Here is a 21,937-nt window from a genome sequence, read left to right on the forward strand (position 1 = left end):
GCCCCGTCAGAATGCTATTGAGTAGCAGGTCGTTGCCTCTGACTAAACAGGAACCTTTGTCGCAGTTTCAAGAGGCGCGGGACCGGAGGCTGGTGCGTTTTCCGTTTCGGCGGGCTGGAGCCATTGCGTCAGACCCTGATCCCAGGAGGGGGAGGGGCCATAAAGCTGGGCAAGGTAATCGATGAAGACGCGGACCTTGGCCGGCAGGAACCTGCGGCTTGGATAAACAGCATGAAGTCCGACATCCTTGGAGGCCCGGTAGGCGGGAAGCACGATGCGCAGCTTGCCTTCACGAAGCTCCGGCCCGATGTCCCATGTGGACCTGAGGGCAATGCCGACGCCCGCCAGCAGGCACTCTCGCACCACCTCCGACGAGTTGGTGCGGATGGGGGAATTGGTCCTTACGGTCTCCAGCCCATCCGGCCCGGCCAGCCGCCAGGGGTCCTGATTGTGCGCGGCAAGGCATATGTGGTTTGCGGCCAGATCCTCGATGCTCGCCGGTTCGCCATGGCGCTCCAGATAGGAAGGCGCAGCGCAGAGCAGCCGGTGGATCGGGGCAAGCTTGCGGGCAACCAGACTTGAGTCGGACAGTTCCGCGATCCGGATCGCCACATCATAGCCTTCCGCTACGATGTCCACGAAGCCGTCATCCAGATCCAGATTGAGGGAAAGGTCCGGGTTCACTTCCAGGAACTTGCCCAGATGCGGTGCGATATGCAGCCGGCCGAAGGAGGTTGGTGCCGCAACCTTCAGCGTGCCGCGTGCCTGTGCCGAGCCGCGCGAGACGAAAGCTTCCGCTTCCTCCACGGAGGCGAGGATCGCAATCACCCGCTCATAGAACCCTTGACCTGATTCCGTCAGGGCGATCTGCCTCGTGGTCCGCTGCAGCAGCCGTGTGCCGAGTTTGTCCTCCAGCCGCCGGATGCGTTTGGAGACGACGGCGGGTGAGAGATTCATCTCCCGGCCGGCTGCGGACATGCTGCCGGCGCTGACCACGCGGGCGAAGATTTCCATGTCAGTGAGGTTGCTCATTTTCAACCATCCGGAAAACGATCTATGGCGGGAGTGGCATATCGCAGCCCGCTGTTTTTTGTCAGAATGACATTCAGGCCAAATCAGCGTCAGGTTGATTTGCGCCATTCCGGCAAGAATGCAACACATTTATGCCGTGGAGGAAAGGGAGAGAGGAATGGTCGCCATCGCGATGCCAAAGCCGGACAGGTCGGTGATGGACCGCAGGGAGGAGATCGTCGCGGCCTTGCAGGCCATCGTGCCCGGTGAAGGCGTGATCAGCGACGATACCGAAATGCGCCCCTATGAGACGGACGCCTTGACGGCCTATCGGCAAATGCCCCTGATCGTGGTGCTGCCGGAAACCGTGGATCAGGTCTCCCGTGTGCTTCGCTATTGCCATGAGAACGGGGTGAAGGTTGTCCCGCGTGGGGCTGGCACATCGCTCTCCGGCGGGGCTTTGCCGCTGGCCGATGGCGTGCTCATGTCCATGATGAAGTTCAACCGGGTGCTGGATATCGACTTCCCGAACCGGGCTGTCGTGGTCCAGCCCGGCGTCACCAATCTCGGCATCACCCGGGCCGTGGAGCATGAAGGCTTCTATTATGCGCCGGACCCGTCCTCCCAGATTGCCTGCTCGATCGGCGGCAACATTGCGGAGAACTCCGGCGGTGTTCACAGCCTCAAATATGGCCTGACGACAAACAACGTTCTCGGCCTCGAAATGGTGCTGATCACCGGAGAGGTGATCCGGCTGGGGGGCAAGCATCTCGACAGCGAAGGCTATGATCTTCTCGGTCTCATGACCGGTTCGGAAGGGCTGCTGGCCGTCGTCACCGAGGTCACGGTTCGGATCCTGCAAAAGCCGGAGACCGCCCGTGCCCTGCTCGTCGGATTTCCGAGCAGTGAGGATGGTGGCCGCTGCGTTGCGGAGATCATCGCGAAGGGCATCATTCCGGGGGGGCTGGAAATGATGGACAAGCCCGCGATCCACGCGGCCGAAGCCTTCGTCAACGCCGGGTATCCGCTGGATGTCGAGGCACTCCTGATTGTCGAGCTGGACGGCCCGGAAGCGGAGGTGGACTATCTGATCGAACGGGTGGAAAGCATCGCCAGGGAGAACAACGCCAGCGATCTGCGCATCTCCACCAGCGAGGAAGAGCGCATGACTTTCTGGGCGGGACGCAAGGCGGCCTTTCCGGCGGTCGGACGTATCTCTCCCGACTATCTCTGCATGGATGGCACAATCCCGCGCAAGGAACTACCGAAGGTTCTCGCCCGCATGCGGGAACTCTCCGAAAAGCATGGCCTGGGCGTCGCCAACGTATTCCACGCAGGCGACGGCAATCTCCATCCACTGATCCTCTATGATGCCAACAAGCCGGGAGAGCTGGAGGCCGCTGAGGCCTTTGGTGCGGATATCCTGCGGCTCTGCGTTGAAGTGGGCGGTGTCTTGACCGGGGAGCATGGTGTCGGCATCGAAAAGCGCGATCTGATGACGGACATGTTCACGGAAGACGACCTGAAGCAGCAGCAGCGGGTCAAATGCGCCTTTGACGAAAAGCACCTGCTCAATCCGGGCAAGGTCTTTCCCGTTCTCCACCGCTGCGCCGAACTTGGCCGCATGCATGTGCACAAGGGCAAACTGCCCTTTCCGGATATTCCGCGCTTCTAGGGTTTCAGATGGACGCTACATTCAAGCCGCGCGACTCGCGCGAAACCTGCGACGTCTTGCGCTGGGCCGCAGCAGAAGAGCAGCCGCTGGAGATCCTGGGCTCGGGATCGAAGCGGGCGCTGGGCCGGCCGGTCCAGACCGCCCATGTGCTGGATCTCTCCGAACTCTCCAGCATCGTCAATTACGAGCCGGAGGAATTGATCCTCACCGTTCAGGCCGGAACACCCGTTGCCGATGTCGAGGCAATTGTCTCGGCGTCGGGTCAGGAACTGGCGTTTGAACCGATGGACTACGGTCCGCTGCTTGGCCACAAGGCCGGGGCGGGGACCATCGGCGGCATGCTGGCGGCCAATTTGTCTGGTCCCCGGCGGATCAAGGCAGGGGCTGCCCGCGATCAGGTGCTGGGACTGGAAGCCATCTCCGGCCGGGGGGAACTGTTCAACTCCGGTGGCAAGGTGGTGAAGAACGTCACCGGCTACGATCTTCCCCGTGCCCTGTGCGGGTCCTGGGGCACCCTGTCGGTTGCGACCACGGTCACGCTCAAGGTGACACCGGCTGCCGAGACGTCGACATCTCTCGTGCTATCCGGTCTGACGGAAGAGCGGGCTGTGGAAGCCATGTGCCTCGCCATGGGGTCCTCTGCCGAAGTGTCCGGTGCAGCTCACCTTCCACGCGGGTTCAATGGTGAGGGGGCTGAGACGGTTCTGCGGCTCGAAGGCTTCCAGGCCTCTGTCGATTATCGGTTTGAGGCGCTGGCCAGATTGCTCAAGGGATTTGGGGGCGTTCATCGCCTCAGTCCCGAGACCTCCCGCCACCTCTGGGTTTCTGTTCGCGATTGTCTGCCGCTGGCAGATGGTGCCGAGCCCGTCTGGCGGATTTCGGTTGCCCCGGCGTCTGGGGCAGCTCTTCTGGCCAACCTGCGGCACCTGTTCGACCTGGACGCTTATCTGGACTGGAGCGGCGGGCTTGTCTGGCTGAAGCCGCTCGACGGCTTGCCGCATGATGTGGAGATCCGCAATGCGATCGCCGACTGCGGCGGCGGCCATGCGACCCTCGTCCGGGCCGATGCCTCAACCCGCGCGGCCGTTCCGGTGTTTCAGCCCCAGCCAGATGCCCTGGCCGCGCTTGCCCGCCGGCTCAAGGCCCAGTTCGACCCGCATGGAATTCTCAATCCGGGCCGGATGGTGCCTGCCGTCTGAGGTCACGACGGCCGTCAGCCAATTGAAAAGGCCCCGGCATGTACCGGGGCATTTTGTCTCTTTTCGGCCTGTGATGCGCATCAGTCACGGAGCTTTCTTCAGGGTGGAGTTGCACTTCACCGGGATGGTGAAAGGCGCGCCGGAGCGCTGGCTGGTGGTGTTCTTGAGAGTGATCTTGCCGCTTTCCGCATCCTTTTTCCGGGCTGCGACTGCGTCCAGCTCGAAATAGGCGGCGGCATCCATGCTCCAGCTCTTCGCCAGGACTTCCGACTTGTGCAGACCCTTCTTCATCTGGTTTTCAAGGTTCTTCTGGCACAGCTGAACCGGATTGACGTACCAGTTTATCTTGGTCGTTGGGACATTGATGGTCTTGTCGAGGTTCACGGTTGCCTTTGAGCCTGAACCGGTATCGCGGCCTTCGTAGTCCTGGTGCCATAGGTCACCGGCATATTCGAAGTAATAAACCCCCTTGTAGGACCCAAGCCGCATGGCAGCGATGCGCTTGCCCTTTTTCGCGGTGGCGTGGAGGGAAAAGTTGATGGACGTCTGCTGCGTCTTGATCGCGGTATAGCCGTTGCTGCTGGCGGTAACCTCGACCGGTGCCGGTTTAATGATGCCCTGGCTCAGCTTGACTGAGTCTATCCAGTCTGCTGCCTGCACGGAGGTTGCGGAAATGCCGATCAGGGCGACGGCTGCAGTCAATTTGATTGCCTTAAACATTGTTCAATTCCTATTGCCTTTATGAAACCCACTGACGCAACGTTAGGCGAGGCCGGTTGAACCGGTTCTGAGCTGCCTGTTCAGGTGGCATTCATTTGGCGGGAAAGGACTTCTCGAGAAGGCGCACGGCATTTGCGCCATTTCGGCAAAACCGTTGTAACCGGAAGTCGGCTTGTTTCACCCGGTGTCTGCAAATAGTGTTCTGTCATCGTGACCGGCTGAGGAGCCGGGTCAGGATGTCATGGGGGGAGGGCCGGTTACGGCCAAAGGGTGCGGGACGCATGCAGACCAATTTTACCGCTGAGCAGCTCAAGGATCACGCCGTCGCTGAGTCCGAAAAGATCCTGCGCAAATGCGTTCACTGCGGCTTCTGCACGGCCACATGCCCCACCTTCACGCTTCTGGGGGACGAACTCGACAGCCCGCGCGGGCGGATCTATCTGATCAAGGATATGCTGGAAAACAACCGGCCTGCGGATGCGCGGGTGGTCAAGCACATCGACCGCTGCCTGTCCTGTCTCTCCTGCATGACCACCTGTCCCTCCGGCGTGCATTACATGCATCTGGTCGATCATGCGCGCGCGCATATCGAAAAGACCTACAAGCGCCCGCTGTCCGACCGCTTCCTGCGGGCCGTACTCTCCGCCATTCTGCCGCATCCGGGCCGGTTCCGTCTGGCGCTGGCCGGAGCCTTTTTTGCACGCCCGCTCGCCGGAGCGTTCAAGGCCGCAGGCGGTCCCTTTGCCAAGCTCGGGGCGATGCTTTCACTCGCACCGTCCAGGATGCCGGGACGCTCTTCGCTGGAAGGCCCCGGCACGTTCCCGTCCGCTCAACCTGTTCGCAAGGGCCGCGTGGCGTTGCTGTCCGGCTGCGCCCAGCCGGTTCTGAAGCCTTCCATCAACGAGGCAACCATCCGTCTGCTTCAGCGCAGCGGCTACGAGATTGTTCTGCCGAAGGGCGAAGGCTGCTGTGGTGCGCTGGTCCATCACATGGGCAAGGAAGACGCTGTCCTGGAAAATGCCCGCCGCAATGTCGATGTCTGGACGCGGGAAGCAGATGCCGGTGGGCTCGACGCCATTTTGATCACCGCGTCCGGCTGTGGCACGACGATCAAGGACTACGGCTTCATGCTGAAGGACGATCCGGCCTATGCGGACAAGGCGGCGCGGGTATCGGCCCTTGCCAAGGACATTACGGAGTTTCTGGTTGGCGCGGACCTTGGCAAGCCTGTGGTCAAGCCCGACCTGCGCGTGGCCTATCACTCGGCTTGCTCCATGCAGCATGGCCAGAAGATCACCCGCCAGCCGAAGGATCTGCTGAAGGCCGCCGGGTTCGAAGTCAAGGATGTGCCGGAAGGGCATCTGTGCTGCGGCTCTGCCGGAACCTACAATATTCTCCAGCCGGAAATCGCCGGGCGGCTGCGTGACCGGAAGATCGTCAATATCCGCAAGACCAGCCCGGATCTGGTCGCGACCGGCAACATCGGCTGTATGACCCAGATCGGCAGCGGCACGGAAATTCCGGTCATTCACACGGCCGAGCTTCTGGATTGGGTCTATGGCGGGCCGGTGCCCGATGGTCTCGATACGGTTCTGTCCCGCTCTGCGGCGGAGTGACCAGCTCTCACGGGCGCTCGTTGGCAAGCAAGGTGTTGGAAAATACAGTCGGCCACCCCATAGTTTGTCTGGGCTGATGTCCCTTGCCGGAGGCCCGGCGGGGGCTGCCTGCCAACCGCTCACCTTGCGATGAGATATGTCCGCCGGAAGTCCAAACACCGCTATCGTCAGTCTCGGCATGTCTTGCCAGAGTGCCCGCCAGATCCGCACCAGTCTGGAGATCCTTTCAGAATCTCTGGGGGAAACGCTGGAACCGGAGCGGCATTTCTTCGATGGACTGATTTCGCCCGTTGCCGGTATGGCGCAACTCTTCGAGGACGGATTTCCGATCTTCCGGCGCGAAGACATTGCCGATGGGCCGGGCCATCCGACCTGGCAGCCTTACGGCCTTCGCTTTCTTCACCATTTCCGTGAGGAAGGGCAGGAGGCGGACATAGACGCCCATTTCACCGAGGATCTGTCGCGCTTTAGCTATCTGCGCGGCAAGTTCAAGGCCCTGGCGGAGCGGCGGAGGGTGGTTTTCATCATCTCGAACAGTCAGAACAATCTGTCTGAAGTGGCTGAAGAAACCGGCATCGAGGACCTGACCTTTGATGAGGGCGAGCTGCTGCGTCTCCAGCGGGCAGTCGATCTCTGGCTCGGCCGTCCTTGCGAGTACCTGATCGTCAGCCACCCGGAGCGTCATGGCGGCATCAGCCTTCCGGAGCTGACCATTCTTGAGCCGGATGACAGCGAGTGGACAGGCGACAAACGGCAATGGAGATCCCTGTTCCGGGAATATCTCTCCCGCCCGAGCCTCATGCCCTTTGCCATCTAGGCACAAAGGAAAACGGCGCCCCGGAGACCGGGACGCCGTTGATTTTCATCGGGAACCGAAAGACGTCAGATCACGTGGACCGTGGTGCCAATCGGCACGCGTTCATAGAGATCCGTCACGTCTTCGTTGCGCATACGGATACAGCCGGAAGACACGGCATGGCCGATGGTCCAGGGCTGGTTGGAGCCGTGAATGCGGTAGAGGGTCGATCCCAGATAGAGAGCGCGGGCGCCTAGTGGGTTTTCCGGGCCACCGGCCATGAACACCGGCAGGTCCGGGCGGCGCTGGCGCATTTCAGCCGGCGGGCGCCAATCCGGCCATTCCGCCTTGCGGCTGATCTTCTGGGTTCCGGACCACTCGAACCCTTCCTTGCCGACACCAACGCCATAGCGGCGGGCGGTGCCGTCACGCTGTACCAGATAGAGGTACTTCGCATTGGTATCGATCACGATGGTTCCGGCCTTGTAAGGACCATCGTAATTGACGATCGTCGGCAGGAATTCCGGTGAGATCTGGCGCGGTTGACGGGCCGTTGCAGGGCGGGGCGCATGAACGGCGGCGGTCCGGGTGCGGTTGTCCGGTTCATAGATCCGCTGTGGAGCGGCCTGGCGGCTGCCAAATCCGAAGAAGGAGAAGCCGCTACGCTGCGGCGGCGGGGCAACGCGCTTGAGCTGCAGCATCCAGGGTTCTGTCAGGTTCGGGCTGAGAACCAACGGCGGCGGAGAAACACGCCCGGAAGTTCCAGCCGTGGCCAAAGCCGCAGGCAAGACCAGCGCGGCGGCCAGCGTCAGCATGGCAAATGGTTTCATCGATCTACTCACTACACTTGATCGCTCCGGGCAGGGAAAACAGACCCGGTTGAACAAGAAGGTAGGGCACAGACCTGAAGGGTTTGGTGAATCGAACCGTAACCATGATTGTAATTTGTATCTATGGTTAGCGTTTGGTTGTGCTTTTTGGTTACCGCCGCATTAACCCATTGTGCAACGGAGCCAAGGCCGTTTTTCAAGCCTTTGATAAAATTAATCTAAAAATGAAAATCCAACGCAGTTACCGTGCACGGCTGCGCGCGTCGATGGCGATCTGGGGCAAGAGCGTCTCCAGCTGCTTCAGGGACATCCCTGGCTCGATCCTGGGATCATAGAGCATGTTGAGCAGGATCTGATCAAAGACCGTAAACCGGCTGTGCCGGGATTCGTCGTTGAAAACGGAATGGACAAGGCTGTCGTCGTCGTTCATGGGGCCGAGCCCCTGAAGGATTTCCTCGACCATACAGCGGCGGAACAGGAATTCACCTTCGTCTGACACGATGACCGCAGCGGATCTCTTGATGCCGCGCCGCCCGGAAATGACGCGCACCAGACACCGGCCGGGGGCAATCTTCTCGCCCTTGTCGAAAATGTCCTTGAGCACGACTTGCTGATATTGCGCCCGGTCGACCACATAGACCTGGAAATTGGCTGTGTCCGGCGCTGCCGCTATCTCGACCTTCAGCCCGCTGATTTTCACGTCCATGTCCCGAATGAACTGATGCACCATGTGGGTGCGGTCCTGCTTGGCAAGATTATGGACATAGATGCGGACGGGAACGCTGTATTTCTTGACGAGGTAAGGCCGCCAGCTCCAGGACCGGTATTCCAGTCCGAAGACCGTTTTCTTGAAGGCATCCGTCAGCTCGGGAATGCTGAACGGGCTCGCTGTCGCTGCGGGCACCGGCGAAAGGATGAGAAAAGCCAAAAGAAGTGCGGGCAGGAGCCGGAACATGACAGACTTGCTTGATCCAAAAAAGGCAAAGCCCGGAGCCGTGCCTGCCATTAACCCAAAAAACATAGACAATGCGGTGCGGAATAGAAACCGGAAATCTATCAATCCAATAGGCGGCCTTTAACGCAGGGGCAAAATAATTCTTTAAAGACTTCCGGTTATAAGCGGTGAAGTTGCGGCCGGAATGAAGCGGCCGGGGTAACCGACGGAGAAGTTATGGCTGCGGTGAAGAGGTCCTTTCGCGCGGAAAGCTTGATGCGGCTCAGCGCAAGTGCGAATGACGATCCGGCTTTGGTTGAAGAAAGGCGCCACCGGCAGTTGCTTGAGGAGATTGCCTCCGTCAAGTCCATGCTGGCGCGTGGCCAGAATGCGGCCAATGCCCTTGATCCCGAAGCCATGAGCGAGAAGTTCATGCAGGAGTTCCGCAAGGAACTCTCGGAGGCCGCCAAGCTCAAGGTCGAGCTGGATTCGATCTACGAAGCCATTGCCCAGACCAAGCGTGAAATTGCAACTCTGCACCACACGACAGGCGCAGAGAGCGAGGACATGGCCCGCGTAACCAACGAACTGGACGCAGTCGTGTCCGGAACGGAAGGCGCGACGGAAAGCATCCTGTCGGCAGCCGAATATATTGATGAGACCGCCAACACCCTGTCTGCCCGCCTCAAGGGCCATGACGCGGAAATGGCGAATGACATCCAGGAACGGGTCATTCAGATCTTCGAAGCCTGTAACTTCCAGGATTTGACCGGTCAGCGCATCACCAAGGTGGTGGGCACCCTGCGCTTCATTGAAGATAAAATCATCCGGATGATGGATATCTGGGGCGGCATCGAGTCCTTCAAGGAAATCGAAGTCGAGCAGCGCAAGGCCAAGGTTGGCGACGCAGCGCTCCTCAATGGGCCGTCTCTGGAAACCGATGTGGACGTGGCGACACAGGACGACATCGACGCCCTCTTCGCCTGACAGGCCGCGTCATTGCAAGTCTATCAAAGGCCCGGCCCTGCGCCGGGCCTTTTGCTGTTGCCTTGCCGGGGCTTGCCAGCTATGCAGAACAAAGCATGAATATTGCGGAGACCGGCATGGCTGAGCGCGACGAGATCACAGGGCTTCTGACGGGCGAGGACGGGTTTGACCGGTGCTGGTGGCACGGCAACCTGGAGGACTATCAGCGCTATCATGACCAGGAATGGGGACAGCCGGTCGACAATGATATCCGCCTGTTCGAGAAAATCTGTCTGGAGGGGTTCCAGTCGGGCCTGTCCTGGCTGACCATCCTGCGCAAGCGCGAAGGCTTCCGGAATGCCTTTGCCGGTTTTGACTTCGAGAAGGTCGCAAGGTTCACCGACGAGGATGTCGAGCGCTGCGTTGCGGATGCCGCAATTGTCCGTCACCGGGGCAAGATCCGCTCGACCATCAATAATGCCCAGCGGGCCATTGAGCTGCGCGAGGAGTTCGGAACCCTGGCCGCCTATTTCTGGCGCTTCGAGCCAAGGCCTGAAAATCGTCCGCAGAAATTGGATCTCGCCGTCGCCCGAACGCTTGGCAGCACGCCCGAGAGCACGGCCCTTTCCAAGGACCTCAAAAAGCGCGGTTGGAGTTTTGTCGGGCCGACCACGGTCTATGCCTTCATGCAGTCCATGGGCATGGTCAATGACCATCTGGATGGATGCTGCTGCCGGGCGCAGGTCGAAGCAGCAAGGGCTGCTTTCAAAAGACCTGTCTGAAATTCGTGCCGGAGACTGATCCGGTGGTCAGCATGCTGCGTATGGTGAGGAAAGACGGTCCCGTCCGATAAGCCGTCCAGTTCCCGGGCCACAGATTGCCCTGGAAGCCACGCAGCACCTACCCCCCTAAGACTGCTGCAAAGCTTGGGGACCACCTTAAAAAGGTGGTCCCCTTTGTTTTTCTGAGGCTCTAGCTCAGGCGGCTGTCACCTTGACGGCCAGCGGGGCAAAAAGCGGGTTCTCGTCGCCGAAAACATAGTCCAGGGTTTCAACGGTCACCCGGGATGCGCCAAGGGCAATCAGCTTGCGGGCGCAAGCTGCAACGCCTGCCTTCGGGCAGAGCAGGGTGAGGACCTCGCCGGCAACGCCTTCGAAGAGCTCGCTGACGCCTTCTTCCGCAGCCGCTTCAAGCGCGGCCTTGCGGTCAGGCACCTTGGCGCGGACCAGCTTGTGGATGCGGGCCGCTTCTTCAGCCGCGACCTGGTCCAGGATGGCGCGGGCACCGGCAAGGGCCGTCTCGCTCCAATCGGCGCTGAGCGAGGCGACCAGATGGGCCTGGCTGCGCAGCATCACGCCATCGGACAGGATCTTCAGGTTGTTGGCATGCAACGTCGAACCGGTCGAGGTGATGTCGACGATCAGCTCCGCCGTGCCGGCAGCCGGTGCGCCTTCCGTTGCCCCGGCGCTCTCGACAATGCGATAATCCGCGATGCCGTAAGCGGCAAAGAACGAGCGGGTCAGGTTGACGTATTTCGTTGCAACCCGCAGGCGGCGGCCATGGCGGTTGCGGAAGTCGGAAGCCACATCGCCGAGGTCGGCCATGCTTTCCACATCGATCCAGGCTTTCGGAACGGCGGTGACCACGTCGGCGCCGCCGAAGCCGAGCGGCGTCACGATGTGGACGCTGCCTGCCGGATCGGCGATGGATTCGTGCACCAGATCGAGCCCGGTGATGCCGAAATGCACGGTGCCTGCGGCCAGCTCGCGGGCAATTTCAGAGGCCGAGAGAAACGCGATCTCCACGTCCTTCATGCCCTTGATCGCACCGCGGTAATTGCGCGCGCCGCCGGGCTGGGTGACCTGCAGGCCTGCCCGGGCGAAGAAGTCGTGGGTGTTTTCCTGAAGCCGGCCCTTGGAGGGAATGGCGATGATGAGCTTGCTCATGCGCTGGCTCCCGAAGTCTGCTGGCTTGAGGGCAGGGCGGCAATGCGGTCGAGCCACAGCGAGAAGCCGATGGCCGGAACGTCCGTGTCCGCGCCCAGAAGCTTGACCAGACGGTCATAGCGTCCGCCGCCGACGAGCTGTCCGCCGGACTGGGCGGATGCGGAATGAATTTCAAAGACGAAGCCGGAGTAATAGTCGAGGCGGCGTCCGAAATCGGCGGCAAAGGTCATGTCCGCAACCTTGAGGCCACGCTCGGCCATGGCTGCAAGACGGGCCTTGAAGCTGGCAATCGGCTGGGCAAGATCGAGACCGGCTTCCCTTGCAAAGGCCTCCAGTGCGTCGACGGCTTCGGAAGCCGGGCCTTCGATGGCGAGATACTTGCGCAAGGTCTCCGCTGCCTTCGGGTCCGCGCCCGTGCCGCTGGCAAGGGCAGCCTGTTCCAGGAAGCGGTCGGCAATTTCCGAGGGCGTTCTGCCGCCGACGGCGGAGATGCCGGCGATGGACAGAAGATCCTCGACCACGGCATGGGCGGCCTTCGGGTCGGCGCCTTCCAGTGCGGAGAGGAAGCCCAGGCGAACATCGCGGCTGTCGTCGCTGGCGGCATCCGTTCCGGCCATGCGGCGGATGGCCGATGCCAGCTTGTCGGTTTCGCCGAATAGATCACGCAGGCGGCGCTGCCAGACGGTTGGCAGGTTCAGACCGGCGAGCACGGCGACAAACAGGGTCTCGTCGCCAATCCGGATGTCCAGCTTGGTCACGCCGAACGCACCGAGTGCCTTGACGGACAGGTCCAGCATGTCCGCGTCGGCTGCTTCCAGATCGGTGCGGCCGAGGCTTTCAGCACCGATCTGCGGGATTTCACCCAGACCTTCCACCCGCTGGCGGAAGACCGGACCATGGTAGGAATAGGCAGCTAGACGTCCTGCAGGCCCGGTTTCCAGGTGCTGACGGCAGACCGGAATGGTGAAGTCCGGACGCAAGCAAAGGTCTGCGCCGTCCGAGCCGTTGGTCAGGAACAGGCGGCGGCGGATGTCTTCGCCGATGAGGTCCAGAAACACGTCCGCCGGCTGCAGGATCGGCGGCGTGATCCCGGTGTGACCGGCTGCGCTGAGGACGGCGAGCGCGGCCTCGATCTGCTTTGCCCCGGGGCTTTTCACGCTGGTCATGATCAGTTGTCCCCGTTCTGGCGGCGGGTATCCTCGGCCTGCTGGTCCAGAAGCTGGCGCACTGTCGCCACCAGTTCGGCTTCCTTGACACTGTGCTGAGCCGGGCGGCTTTCGCGCCAGGTAACGTTGTCGGTAATCTCGCCGGACAGACGCTTGCCCTCGATCAGGTCCTTGATCTGGATTTCACCGGCAGCCCGTTCGTCCGAGCCCTGGATGATCGCCAGAGGGCAATTGCGGCGGTCGGCGTATTTCAGCTGGTTGCCGAATTTCTTCCAGTTGCCCTGGTACATTTCGGCGCGGATTCCCGCAGCGCGAAGGGTCTGCGTCATCTTCTGATAGCGGCCGAGGGCTTCGATGTCGCCGTCCATGACGGTGACCAGAACCGGTTCCTGAACTTCGCTGCTGCTGGAGAGCTTGCCGAGGTTCTTGAGAGCCGTCATCAGGCGGGAGACACCGATGGAGAAGCCGGTCGCCGGAACGTCGCGGCCCGTGAAGCGCTTGATCAGGCCATCATACCGCCCGCCGCCACCGACAGAGCCGAAGACAACCTTCTCGCCCTTTTCGTTGGTCACGTCGAAAGTCAGCTCGGCCTCATAGACCGGGCCAGTGTAATATTCGAGGCCGCGCACGACAGACGGATCGATCTTGATGCGGTCTTCGCCGTACCCGGCGCTTTCCACCAGAGCGCGGATGTCGTTCAGTTCCGCGACACCGGATCGTCCGTTTTCAGATCCAGCCACCAGTTCGGCCAGCGCTTCGGCACTCTCGGCATAGCTGGTGATGCTGACGAAGAACAGAACCTTCTCGATCTGGTCGGCATTCAGGCCCGCACCCTTGGTGAAGTCGCCGCTTTCGTCCTTGCGGCCTTCTCCCAGAAGCAGTTTGACGCCTTCCGTGCCGAACTTGTCCAGCTTGTCGATGGCGCGCAGAACCGTCAGCCGGGTCTCGGCGTTCTCATCGCCGCCAAGGCCGATGGCTTCCATCACCCCGTCCAGAACCTTGCGGTTGTTGACGCGGATGATGTACTGACCCTTCAGACCCAGCGCATCCAGCGTGTCGGCGAACATCATGCACATCTCGGCATCCGCCTGAACGCCCGGTGCGCCGATGCTGTCGGCGTCGAACTGCATGAACTGGCGGAAACGGCCCGGCCCCGGCTTTTCATTGCGGAACACATAGCCCGCCCGGTAGGTGCGGTAGGGAAGCTGGATCTCGTTGATGTTCTCGGCCACGTGACGGGCCAGCGGCGCCGTCAGGTCGTAGCGCAGGCTCATCCACTGCTCGTCATCATCCTGCACGGAGAAGACGCCCGCATTCGGCCGGTCCGTGTCCGGCAGGAACTTGCCGAGGCAGTCGGTGTACTCGAACAGCGGCGTTTCGACCGGATCGAAGCCATAATGCTCATAGACTTCCCGGATCTTGCCGATCATCTCGTCCGTTGCACGGATATCGGCAGCGGAGCGGTCGACGAAGCCACGCGGCAGGCGGGCTTTCAGCTTGTTGGGTGTCTTGGCCATATGTCTGTCTGGTCCTGGCGAGGTCATGAGAGGACCGGTTGGCATCCGCCCTGGCAGGAGGCCGGAAAACGCGCCGGTTTTTCCCGGCTGTCCTAGACGAAACGGGTCACGAGGGCAAGGCGCAGGCAGGCGGGCGGGGGCTGGTCATACGGAAAAGTAATGAGTTTCTGCCATGGGTGTGGCAACGGAAACACCGGAGGACTGGGCTCTGGCGCATCGCGTCTTGCAATATGACGCGGCGTGGCTATGGTCCGCGCACTTCGGACCCGCCTTTTTGCAGGCGGGGCAGACGACAGAAAGACCTTCGGGACAGTGAACATGACGGACAGCGCGCAGATTGATAGGGCCTCCTCCGGCAATGCCGGGGCCGGTGGCCGGGAAGAGATTGTGCGGGCCGCCGAGCTCAGCATTGTCCTGCCGACCTTCAACGAAGCGGAAAATGTGCCGATCCTCGTGGGTCTGCTCAAGGACACGCTCAAGGGTATCGATTGGGAAGTGATCGTCGTTGACGACAATTCTCCCGATGGCACCAGCGACGTTTCCCGCCGGATTGCAGCGATTGATCCCCGTGTCCGGGTGATCCGCCGCATTGGCCGCCGGGGCCTGTCAGGCGCTTGCATCGAAGGCATTCTCTCCAGCTCCGCCCAATATGTCGCGGTGATGGACGCCGATCTCCAGCATGATGAAAGCCTGCTGCCGAAGATGCTTGCCGAATTGAAGGGCGGAGAGGCCGATCTGGTTGTCGCCAGCCGCAAGGTTGCAGGCGGCACCATCGGCGAGGGTCTGTCCTCGGTTCGCGCCTGGGGATCCAACATTGCCAATTCCCTGGCCCAGAAACTGCTGAAGGTTAGCCTGTCTGATCCCATGAGCGGCTTCTTCATGATCCGCCGGGAAAAGGCGGAAGCCGTTGCGCCGAAACTGTCGGCCCAGGGCTTCAAGATCCTGCTCGATATCGTTTCGTCCTCGGATGGTGCGCTGCGCATCAAGGAATTGCCCTTCACCTTCCGCGAGCGCCAGCACGGCGAAAGCAAGCTCGATACGCTGGTGACCCTCGACTATTTCGGCCTGCTGCTGGCCAAGTATTTCGGCGATGCGATCTCTGTCCGCTTCCTGATGTTCGGTCTGGTCGGCGCAAGCGGTCTTGTTGTCCACCTCGTCGCGCTCAGAATGCTCATGGTCCTTGAAGGGTTCGAGTTCAATCTCGCCCAGACCGTCGCGTCCTTCGTGGCAATGACCTCGAACTTCTTCCTGAACAACCAGCTCACCTACCGCGATCGCCGTCTGCATGGCATCCGGATGATCGTCGGTCTTCTGACCTTCTATGCGGTCTGCAGCGTGGGCGTTCTGGCCAATGTGGGCGTTGCCAACCTCATCTATGTGAACGACGCCTACTGGTGGTTCATCGCCGGCACGGCCGGGGCTGTCATGGGCGCGGTCTGGAACTACGCGGCAAGCTCCGCCCTAACCTGGCGCAAGGGCTGAACCATGGAAGGCCGCATGCAGGCGGAAGAGGTGCCGGTCTGGCTCAGGCCATCCGGTCTGACGGTTCTCGTGCTTGCCCTGACTGCTCTGCGGCTCTGGTCCGGCGCCAATGCGCATTTCGTGGAGGACGAGGCCTATTACAGGCTCTGGGGTCTTGGCCCCTCCTGGGGCTATTACGATCATCCGCCGATGATCGGCTGGTGGATTGCCGCAGGCCAATGGGTGCTTGGCGACACGGTTCTGGCCGTCCGCCTGCTGGTGATCCTGGCCTCTGCGCTTGGCTCCCTGTTCCTCTGGCGCACAGCGGATATCCTGTTCGGACGGCTGGCTGCCGGATGGTCGGTCCTCTTTTTCAATGCCAGCATTCTGGTCGGGGTTGGCGGCATTCTGGCGACGCCGGATGCCCCATCCGTCTTTTTCTGGGGTCTGGCGCTTTGGGCGCTTGCCGAACTTCATGTCTCGCAGAAAGGCGGCTGGTGGCTGGCCGCCGGGCTTTTCGCGGGCCTGGGCCTGACCTCCAAATACTCGGTGCTCTTCCTGGGCGCCGGCATCGTTCTCTGGCTTCTTCTGGTTCCGTCCGCGCGCAAGTGGCTCGCAAGCTGGCAGCTTTGGGCCGGAGGCGTTGTGGCCATCGCGTGTTTCGCACCGGTCCTGTGGTGGAATGCCGGACATGACTGGGTCAGCTTCTACAAGCAGTTCGGCCGCGCCGGGCGGGGAGAGCTGACCTCCAAATATGTCTTCGAGTTCCTGGGCGCCGTTCTGGGCCTGCTCAATCCGCTGATTGCCATTCCGGCTCTCGCCGGGGCCGGGCTGCTCGTGCGCCGCACATTGAAGGGCGATGGGGCTGCAGGTCTGATCGTCCTGACCGTGCTGCCGTTCCTCGTCTATCTGCTGATCCATTCGCTTCATGCCAGGGTGCAGGGCAACTGGCCTGCGCCCCTTTTCCCGGCCTTCGCCATCATGGCCGGGGTCTTCGTGAGCAGGGTCGAGACCGGCAGCCGGTTCTGGGGGTATTTCTCCCGGGGCGCGGTGCTTCTCGGACTGGTGGTCGCCGTTGTGGTCCAGATCCATGCGGTTCACGCGCTGACCGGGCGCTTTGCCCGCAAGGACCCGACCTTCCAGTTGCGTGGCTGGCCGGAAATCGGACAAGAGGTCAAGGATCTCGCCCTGAAGACCAACGCCACCTATATCGCGACGAGCGGTTATGGCCTTAACGGTCAGCTTGCCTTCCTGATGAAGGACAACTCCTTGCCGGTGGTCCAGCTTGATGAGCGGATCCGCTATGTGATGCTGCCGGCACCCGATCAGGTGCTGTTCCATGGCACGGGTCTCTATATCAGCGAGGAGCGCCGCAACGCTGCCGACAGGCTGCTGCGTCCGAAATTCGGCAAGGTCGAGCAGATTGCCCTGCTGCCGCGAAAGGTCGATGGCACGGTGCTGGAGAACCTGGTCGTCTATCAGGTCAGTGAGCCGGTCGGGGATCCTCTCGATCCAGTCAGCACCAAGGTCGATCCGTGACGGCAAGGGCTGCCTTGCACCAACCTTGTTGAAATTGCGGCAATAATGCCCCAAGGATAGGTTCAGTTGTTCTGTAGTTCCTCAGGGTCCGCCATTTCATGAAGCGTATTGTACTCGGGTCCCTCGACTATGGTTTGTCGTTCAGTGTTGACCGGACACTGCGCCAGTTGCTTGAAATGGGCCATTTGAGCGCAGTCGGTTGCCTTGTCGCGACCGACCTCTGGTCACGGGACTACAAGCCGCTGCTGGATCTCAGTCCTGGCCTGGTCAACCGCGCGATGATCGGCCTGACCATTGCCCTATCCGGCGACCGGGTCGCTCCCATGAGCCGCCGCATGCAGGACCTCAAACAGGGGGTCATGCCAAGCCGGGGCTGGCTTGCCCGCCGCGCCATCTTCCGGTTGATGCCGGACGAAATTCTGGTCGGGGAAATGGTCAAGCAGATCCAGGCCTTTGTCAGCCGGATGGAGGCTGAGCCGGAGTTCATCGCCCTGCGCGACGGGTTGATGGAATATCGCGAAGTTGCCCGGCTGGTTCTTGCCGCAGTCGAGGAAGCCGGTCTTGTCACTCGCCCGCTGCTGGTGGCTGCTGATCATGAAGGGCGGCACTACAAGCGCCTGAAGAAAGATGTTGCTGCGAAAGGCTACAATCTGCTGCCCCGTGGTCCTGCCTTGCCGGAAGTGGCCGACACGGAAGAGCTGCACCGGCTCTTGCGCGGGCATTTTGACGGGCTTTCGGACATGACCTTCATTCCCTGCATACCGGGCGAGGCAGATGACCGTCTGCGCCGGGATGAGCCGAAGCCGAAGCTGGCGGTGCGGGAATGTCAGCGCCTGGTTCTGGCCAGCCGGCGCTTTTTCCAGACGCTGGACCAGAAAGATGTCTTCCTGAACTAGACCAATCGACGGTTGGAAACGAAAAAACGGCTCCGGCGGGGAACACGGAACCGTTTTTCGGAAAGGAAGCGTTGGAGGTCTGCGGCTTCCATGCGTAAATATGTAGGGCTGATTTTCGAATTTGCACGTGATGTGGGTCACACAATAGCGCGAATGCAGTATTAAACGCGGGCTTGCGCTTCGGGTTCAGCACAAGTTTTGAGAAACGGGAGCAGGGCCGTGTCCGAAGTTCAGCATTTTTTGCGCAACAGCTTTTCGCTAGAAGGTCTCTCGGCGGATCTGGCCGAGCAGCTTGCAAGTCTTGCCCGCCCCATGAAGATCCCGGCCGGGACGATCCTGTTCGAGAACGGCGATCCGGGCAATGGCTGCTATGCGGTGCTGGAAGGCTCGCTCAAGGTGTCGATCCTGTCAGTCGAAGGCGATGAACAGCTGCTTGCGGTTCTCGGCCCCGGCGATCTTGTCGGCGAACTGGCGCTGCTGGACGGCCGTCCGCGCTCGGCAACCGTCAGCGCCTTGAAGGAAGCCCGTCTGGCTTTCATCGACAAGGCGGCCTTCGAGCGCTTTGCCGACGAGAACCCGGCTGTGTACCGGCACATGCTGGCCATCGTGTCCAAGCGCCTGCGCCATTCAAACGATGTTCTGGCCGCCCGCTCCTTCCTCCCCCTGCCGGGCCGTGTCGCCCAGACCCTGCTGCAATTGTCCGAAACCTTCGGCAAGACCCTGGATGATGGGCGGGTGCTGATCCACTACAAACTCAGCCAGGCGGATATCGCCAACATGTCGGGAGCTGCCCGCGAGAATGTCAGCCGGGTGCTGAACGATTGGCGCCGCTGTGGCACGATCTCCCGGATTTCGGGCTATTACTGCCTCGAAAAACCGGATCTCCTGCGCGACGCCGCGACGCTCTGACACGGTTCAAAAGGCTGCGGCGAGGGTGGATTGCGCCTAGAATGGGCTCGTCATGAAAGAGGCAGATCCCATGTCAGACAGGCCTGCGAGACGGCAGGGCGAACCGCTCCCCGACATTCGTCCGGCGATCGCGCGCGAGCCGGTGCACCCTTCGATCACCGAGGAGCAGATCACCCGGCTGGTCTCGGAATTCTATGATCGTATCCGGCTCGATGCCCGGCTCGGCCCGATCTTCGAGGAAAAACTGGCCGGCCGCTGGCCCGAACATCTCGCCAAGATGGAAACCTTCTGGCAATCCGTGTTGCTGAAGACCGGTGCCTACAAGGGCAAGCCTGTTCCGGCGCATATGCAGCTTCAGGGGCTCCAGGTGTCGGACTATCCCGACTGGCTTCAGATCTTCCGGCCGGTGGCGCTCGAGATCTTCGGCGAAGAAGCAGGCCTTGCCGTCATTGAAGTCGCCGAGCGCATCGCCCAAAGCCTCTGGTTCGCCTCTTTCGGCACCGCAGGCTGCCCGCTGCCTGAGGGGATGACCGGGACAAAGGGTCAGGTCTCCGCCTGAAACACCACCGTTGAAATGATTGGGGCTTTCGGGTCAATTCTCCGCTAGGTTTGTGGAAACGCAGGCGCAAGAGGGGAGATTCGAACTTGGCTGCAGATCAGAGCGCACCCAGCGAAGAGGAAAAGCCGCAGGGCGAATTGACCCTTCGCACCATGGCCATGCCGGCAGACACCAACGCGGCAGGCGACATTTTCGGTGGCTGGGTCTTGTCCCAGATGGACCTGGCAGGCGGTATCGCCGCCGGTCAGCGGGCAGAAGGCCGTGTCGTGACCATCGCCGTCGACAAGATGAAATTCATCCGTCCGGTGCATGTGGGCGATGTTCTGTGTATCTACAGCAGCGTTGGCCGTATCGGCCGCTCGTCCATGGAGATCCTGCTGGAAGCCTGGGCGCTGCGCCACCGCTATGGCACGCGTGAAAAGGTCACCCAGGCCATGTTCACCATGGTGGCGGTGGATGAGGACGGACGCCCGCGGCCTGTTCCCAACCGGGGTGAGACTGCGGACTGATCCATCCGGCAACGTGCCGGTGGCCGTGCGTCAGGCGCGGCGCCGGCGGTTTGCGACATCCGCGAAAAGCTGTTCGTCGATGACAAAGGGGCAGCCATTTGCCCAATAGGAGAGGAGAGCCTTCAGGCGGCTCAACCGTTCCTCTTCGCTCATTTCCCTTTTCTGCAGGGGTAGGCCGCCGAAGATCCGAAGCGTCTTGAGCCGCGTCAGGACGCAGGTTTCAGCAGCATGGATGAAGCTTGTGTCATCCGCGCTGGACAGGGCTTCGCGCGAAATCCGGGACAGGCTGTCGGCCTGTGGCAGAAAGGGGTGCTGAGACAAAAAAATCCTCCTTCGGTTCCCCGAGGAGGACTGGCGCAGGAATTCAGAAAGCCGCTTGGTTATCAGGAACCATCCTGATCACATCCCTTGCGGGGACCACCTTGCCCGGTCGGCAGGTTGGCGAGGGCGCCAGCCCTTCTCTTGATGATGCGGGTCTTATCTCACGGCTTGGACCTGCATTCAAGAGAGTGTCTTCCTGCCCTGTGACAAAACATTGGCGGCGGAAGGGGAGGCTGACCGCCGATGCTGGCCAGCCTCACGGGTTCCTGTCACATCCTGCGAAGCTTGAGCAATTCGGCACCATTGCGGGCTCGCAGGGTCACGATCCGGCCATCCCGCTGGACCGTGCGGGCTTCGGTCAGGATCTGGGAAATCCGGTTTTCCACCAGGGACTGGCCACGAATGACGCAACCCATCTTCGTGCTCATCGGCTGGCTGCGGGTCTGGAACCGGCCGTTCTCGACCGCAATCCGGGCGGAGATGCTGTTGCAGCCGGCCGTCGCGCTCAAGTTGCCGCGTCCTTCGATGGACATGCGGGCACGGCCTGCGAGCTCCCGCCCAAGGGGGACGAGAAAACCATTGTCCGCAGTCACATGGGTAATGCGGTAATTGCCAATCAAGCTGCTCAGATCCGGGCCTTGGCCAGCGTTGTGGTTGCCATTGCCGTTGCCTTGACCAGGACGCGGACGGTCCTGGTGCCCGCCCGCGTTGCGGACATCGACCAATCGGAAGGTTTCCCAGTCACGAGCCCGCTCGGAGACGGCTGCCAGATGGGAGCCCCGACCGACGCCTGCCCGGACATAGAGGCCATTCTGACTGGAGCGAAGCGCAACTTCCCCTCTGCCAGTCCGGTCCAGCTCGAAGGTTTCCCAACTTCTGATGTGCGGGCTGCCTGTGGCCAGCATCGTCCCCTGGCCGACACCGGCCCGGACATAGGTGCCGCTGCGCACATCCCGGAAGGCGATCTTGTTGCCTTCCAGACGGACCGTGTCGAGCTTGACCGCTTGCCGGGCATCCTGTGCTGAGGCCGCCAGAGTGCCATTGACGACGGTGACATAAAGGCCGGACTTGGCCGACTGGAGAAGCACTTCGTCAGCCTTGGCCGCAGCGCCTGCGGCAAGGACGAGGGTGAGGGCGAGAAGGTTCCGGACTGTACGTTTCATGGGTTTATCCCCCTGGGTCACAAACTGAATGCAAAAACCCTAGCAATCAGCGTCTGAGCCGCGGTTGAATGCGGGGTTCAGGTTGTATTCAGCTTCACGGGAGCCGGTGAGGCGGCTTCCTTGCACATCTGGCCGGAAGCGCTGACGTCTCCTGGGTTACTGCTATATGGGATCTGGCGACGGGCAAACGTGATCACAGTCACA

At 61.4% G+C, this 21,937-nt stretch carries 21 protein-coding genes and 1 riboswitch; of the genes, 12 read left to right on the forward strand and 9 right to left on the reverse strand.

What is annotated here, in order from left to right; all coding sequences use genetic code 11:
* Window positions 1-42: 42 nt before the first annotated feature.
* Window positions 43-1,032 carry a LysR family transcriptional regulator gene (locus BUA94_RS02820; protein ID WP_084081672.1) on the reverse strand — a complete coding sequence of 330 codons (990 nt, stop codon included), beginning with the start codon at window positions 1,030-1,032 and terminating at the stop codon, window positions 43-45.
* Window positions 1,033-1,189: 157 nt separating this feature from the next.
* On the opposite strand from BUA94_RS02820, the gene BUA94_RS02825 reads away from it, so the two are divergent.
* Together BUA94_RS02825 and glcE are read left to right on the forward strand one after the other, a co-directional pair.
* Window positions 1,190-2,686, forward strand: coding sequence for an FAD-linked oxidase C-terminal domain-containing protein (locus BUA94_RS02825; protein WP_073008526.1), 1,497 nt, complete (start codon window positions 1,190-1,192; stop codon window positions 2,684-2,686).
* 8 nt (window positions 2,687-2,694) lie between these two features.
* Window positions 2,695-3,885, forward strand: a complete 1,191-nt coding sequence (gene glcE, locus BUA94_RS02830) for a glycolate oxidase subunit GlcE (RefSeq protein ID WP_073008529.1) — start codon at window positions 2,695-2,697, stop codon at window positions 3,883-3,885.
* Window positions 3,886-3,969: 84 nt separating this feature from the next.
* Here glcE and BUA94_RS02835 read toward each other — a convergent pair whose 3' ends face one another.
* Complete coding sequence (locus BUA94_RS02835) at window positions 3,970-4,605, reverse strand: hypothetical protein (protein WP_073008532.1); 636 nt, start codon at window positions 4,603-4,605, stop codon at window positions 3,970-3,972.
* A gap of 281 nt (window positions 4,606-4,886) precedes the next feature.
* Here BUA94_RS02835 and glcF point away from each other — a divergent pair, with 281 nt between their 5' ends.
* On the forward strand, window positions 4,887-6,221 hold the full coding sequence (gene glcF, locus BUA94_RS02840) for a glycolate oxidase subunit GlcF (RefSeq protein WP_073008535.1): 1,335 nt from the start codon (window positions 4,887-4,889) through the stop codon (window positions 6,219-6,221).
* 136 nt (window positions 6,222-6,357) lie between these two features.
* Window positions 6,358-7,038, forward strand: coding sequence for a hypothetical protein (locus BUA94_RS02845; RefSeq protein WP_139250991.1), 681 nt, complete (start codon window positions 6,358-6,360; stop codon window positions 7,036-7,038).
* Between the two features lie 65 nt (window positions 7,039-7,103).
* Here the strand turns inward: BUA94_RS02845 and BUA94_RS02850 are convergent, their stop codons facing one another.
* Both BUA94_RS02850 and BUA94_RS02855 read right to left on the reverse strand, forming a co-directional pair.
* Complete coding sequence (locus BUA94_RS02850) at window positions 7,104-7,847, reverse strand: L,D-transpeptidase (protein ID WP_073008542.1); 744 nt, start codon at window positions 7,845-7,847, stop codon at window positions 7,104-7,106.
* Between the two features lie 241 nt (window positions 7,848-8,088).
* Window positions 8,089-8,802 (reverse strand): DUF2927 domain-containing protein, encoded by a 714-nt coding sequence (locus BUA94_RS02855; protein ID WP_073010745.1) that lies wholly within the window; start codon window positions 8,800-8,802, stop codon window positions 8,089-8,091.
* Between the two features lie 255 nt (window positions 8,803-9,057).
* Here BUA94_RS02855 and BUA94_RS02860 point away from each other — a divergent pair, with 255 nt between their 5' ends.
* Both BUA94_RS02860 and BUA94_RS02865 read left to right on the forward strand, forming a co-directional pair.
* Window positions 9,058-9,768 carry a protein phosphatase CheZ gene (locus tag BUA94_RS02860; protein ID WP_208979949.1) on the forward strand — a complete coding sequence of 237 codons (711 nt, stop codon included), beginning with the start codon at window positions 9,058-9,060 and terminating at the stop codon, window positions 9,766-9,768.
* Between the two features lie 116 nt (window positions 9,769-9,884).
* On the forward strand, window positions 9,885-10,529 hold the full coding sequence (locus BUA94_RS02865; protein ID WP_073010747.1) for a DNA-3-methyladenine glycosylase I: 645 nt from the start codon (window positions 9,885-9,887) through the stop codon (window positions 10,527-10,529).
* Between the two features lie 195 nt (window positions 10,530-10,724).
* Here BUA94_RS02865 and hisG read toward each other — a convergent pair whose 3' ends face one another.
* From hisG to hisS, 3 genes are read right to left on the reverse strand one after another with little or no spacing between them, the layout of a single operon-like run.
* The gene (hisG, locus tag BUA94_RS02870; protein WP_073008548.1) at window positions 10,725-11,693 is read right to left on the reverse strand and encodes an ATP phosphoribosyltransferase; all 969 of its coding nucleotides are present in this window, start codon (window positions 11,691-11,693) and stop codon (window positions 10,725-10,727) included.
* Window positions 11,690-12,859, reverse strand: a complete 1,170-nt coding sequence (locus BUA94_RS02875; protein ID WP_084081673.1) for an ATP phosphoribosyltransferase regulatory subunit — start codon at window positions 12,857-12,859, stop codon at window positions 11,690-11,692. The genes hisG and BUA94_RS02875 overlap by 4 nt, the downstream gene beginning before the upstream one ends.
* 2 nt (window positions 12,860-12,861) lie before the next feature.
* Window positions 12,862-14,376, reverse strand: coding sequence for a histidine--tRNA ligase (gene hisS, locus BUA94_RS02880; RefSeq protein WP_073008551.1), 1,515 nt, complete (start codon window positions 14,374-14,376; stop codon window positions 12,862-12,864).
* 318 nt (window positions 14,377-14,694) lie between these two features.
* Here hisS and BUA94_RS02885 point away from each other — a divergent pair, with 318 nt between their 5' ends.
* The 6 genes from BUA94_RS02885 (at window position 14,695) to BUA94_RS02910 (ending at window position 20,249) form a co-directional block, all read left to right on the forward strand.
* Entirely contained in the window at window positions 14,695-15,858 is a 1,164-nt protein-coding gene (locus BUA94_RS02885) for a glycosyltransferase (RefSeq protein ID WP_073010752.1), read from the forward strand.
* Between the two features lie 3 nt (window positions 15,859-15,861).
* Entirely contained in the window at window positions 15,862-17,376 is a 1,515-nt protein-coding gene (locus BUA94_RS02890) for an ArnT family glycosyltransferase (protein ID WP_073008554.1), read from the forward strand.
* 98 nt (window positions 17,377-17,474) lie between these two features.
* Complete coding sequence (locus tag BUA94_RS02895; protein WP_073008557.1) at window positions 17,475-18,272, forward strand: ChbG/HpnK family deacetylase; 798 nt, start codon at window positions 17,475-17,477, stop codon at window positions 18,270-18,272.
* A 219-nt stretch (window positions 18,273-18,491) separates the two neighbouring features.
* Window positions 18,492-19,181 carry a Crp/Fnr family transcriptional regulator gene (locus BUA94_RS02900; RefSeq protein ID WP_073008562.1) on the forward strand — a complete coding sequence of 230 codons (690 nt, stop codon included), beginning with the start codon at window positions 18,492-18,494 and terminating at the stop codon, window positions 19,179-19,181.
* A gap of 70 nt (window positions 19,182-19,251) precedes the next feature.
* Window positions 19,252-19,740: a group III truncated hemoglobin gene (locus BUA94_RS02905; protein ID WP_073010755.1), complete on the forward strand. Its 489-nt coding sequence runs from the start codon at window positions 19,252-19,254 to the stop codon at window positions 19,738-19,740.
* A gap of 152 nt (window positions 19,741-19,892) precedes the next feature.
* Entirely contained in the window at window positions 19,893-20,249 is a 357-nt protein-coding gene (locus tag BUA94_RS02910; RefSeq protein WP_073010758.1) for an acyl-CoA thioesterase, read from the forward strand.
* A 30-nt stretch (window positions 20,250-20,279) separates the two neighbouring features.
* Here BUA94_RS02910 and BUA94_RS02915 read toward each other — a convergent pair whose 3' ends face one another.
* Both BUA94_RS02915 and BUA94_RS02920 read right to left on the reverse strand, forming a co-directional pair.
* Window positions 20,280-20,570, reverse strand: a complete 291-nt coding sequence (locus BUA94_RS02915) for a hypothetical protein (RefSeq protein ID WP_073008565.1) — start codon at window positions 20,568-20,570, stop codon at window positions 20,280-20,282.
* A gap of 45 nt (window positions 20,571-20,615) precedes the next feature.
* A riboswitch (SAM-I-IV-variant riboswitch) is annotated at window positions 20,616-20,723 on the reverse strand.
* A gap of 116 nt (window positions 20,724-20,839) precedes the next feature.
* Complete coding sequence (locus BUA94_RS02920; protein WP_073008567.1) at window positions 20,840-21,733, reverse strand: META domain-containing protein; 894 nt, start codon at window positions 21,731-21,733, stop codon at window positions 20,840-20,842.
* Between the last annotated feature and the right edge of the window lie 204 nt (window positions 21,734-21,937).

The sequence above is a fragment of the Roseibium suaedae genome (assembly GCF_900142725.1).
Classification (GTDB): Bacteria; Pseudomonadota; Alphaproteobacteria; order Rhizobiales; family Stappiaceae; genus Roseibium; species Roseibium suaedae.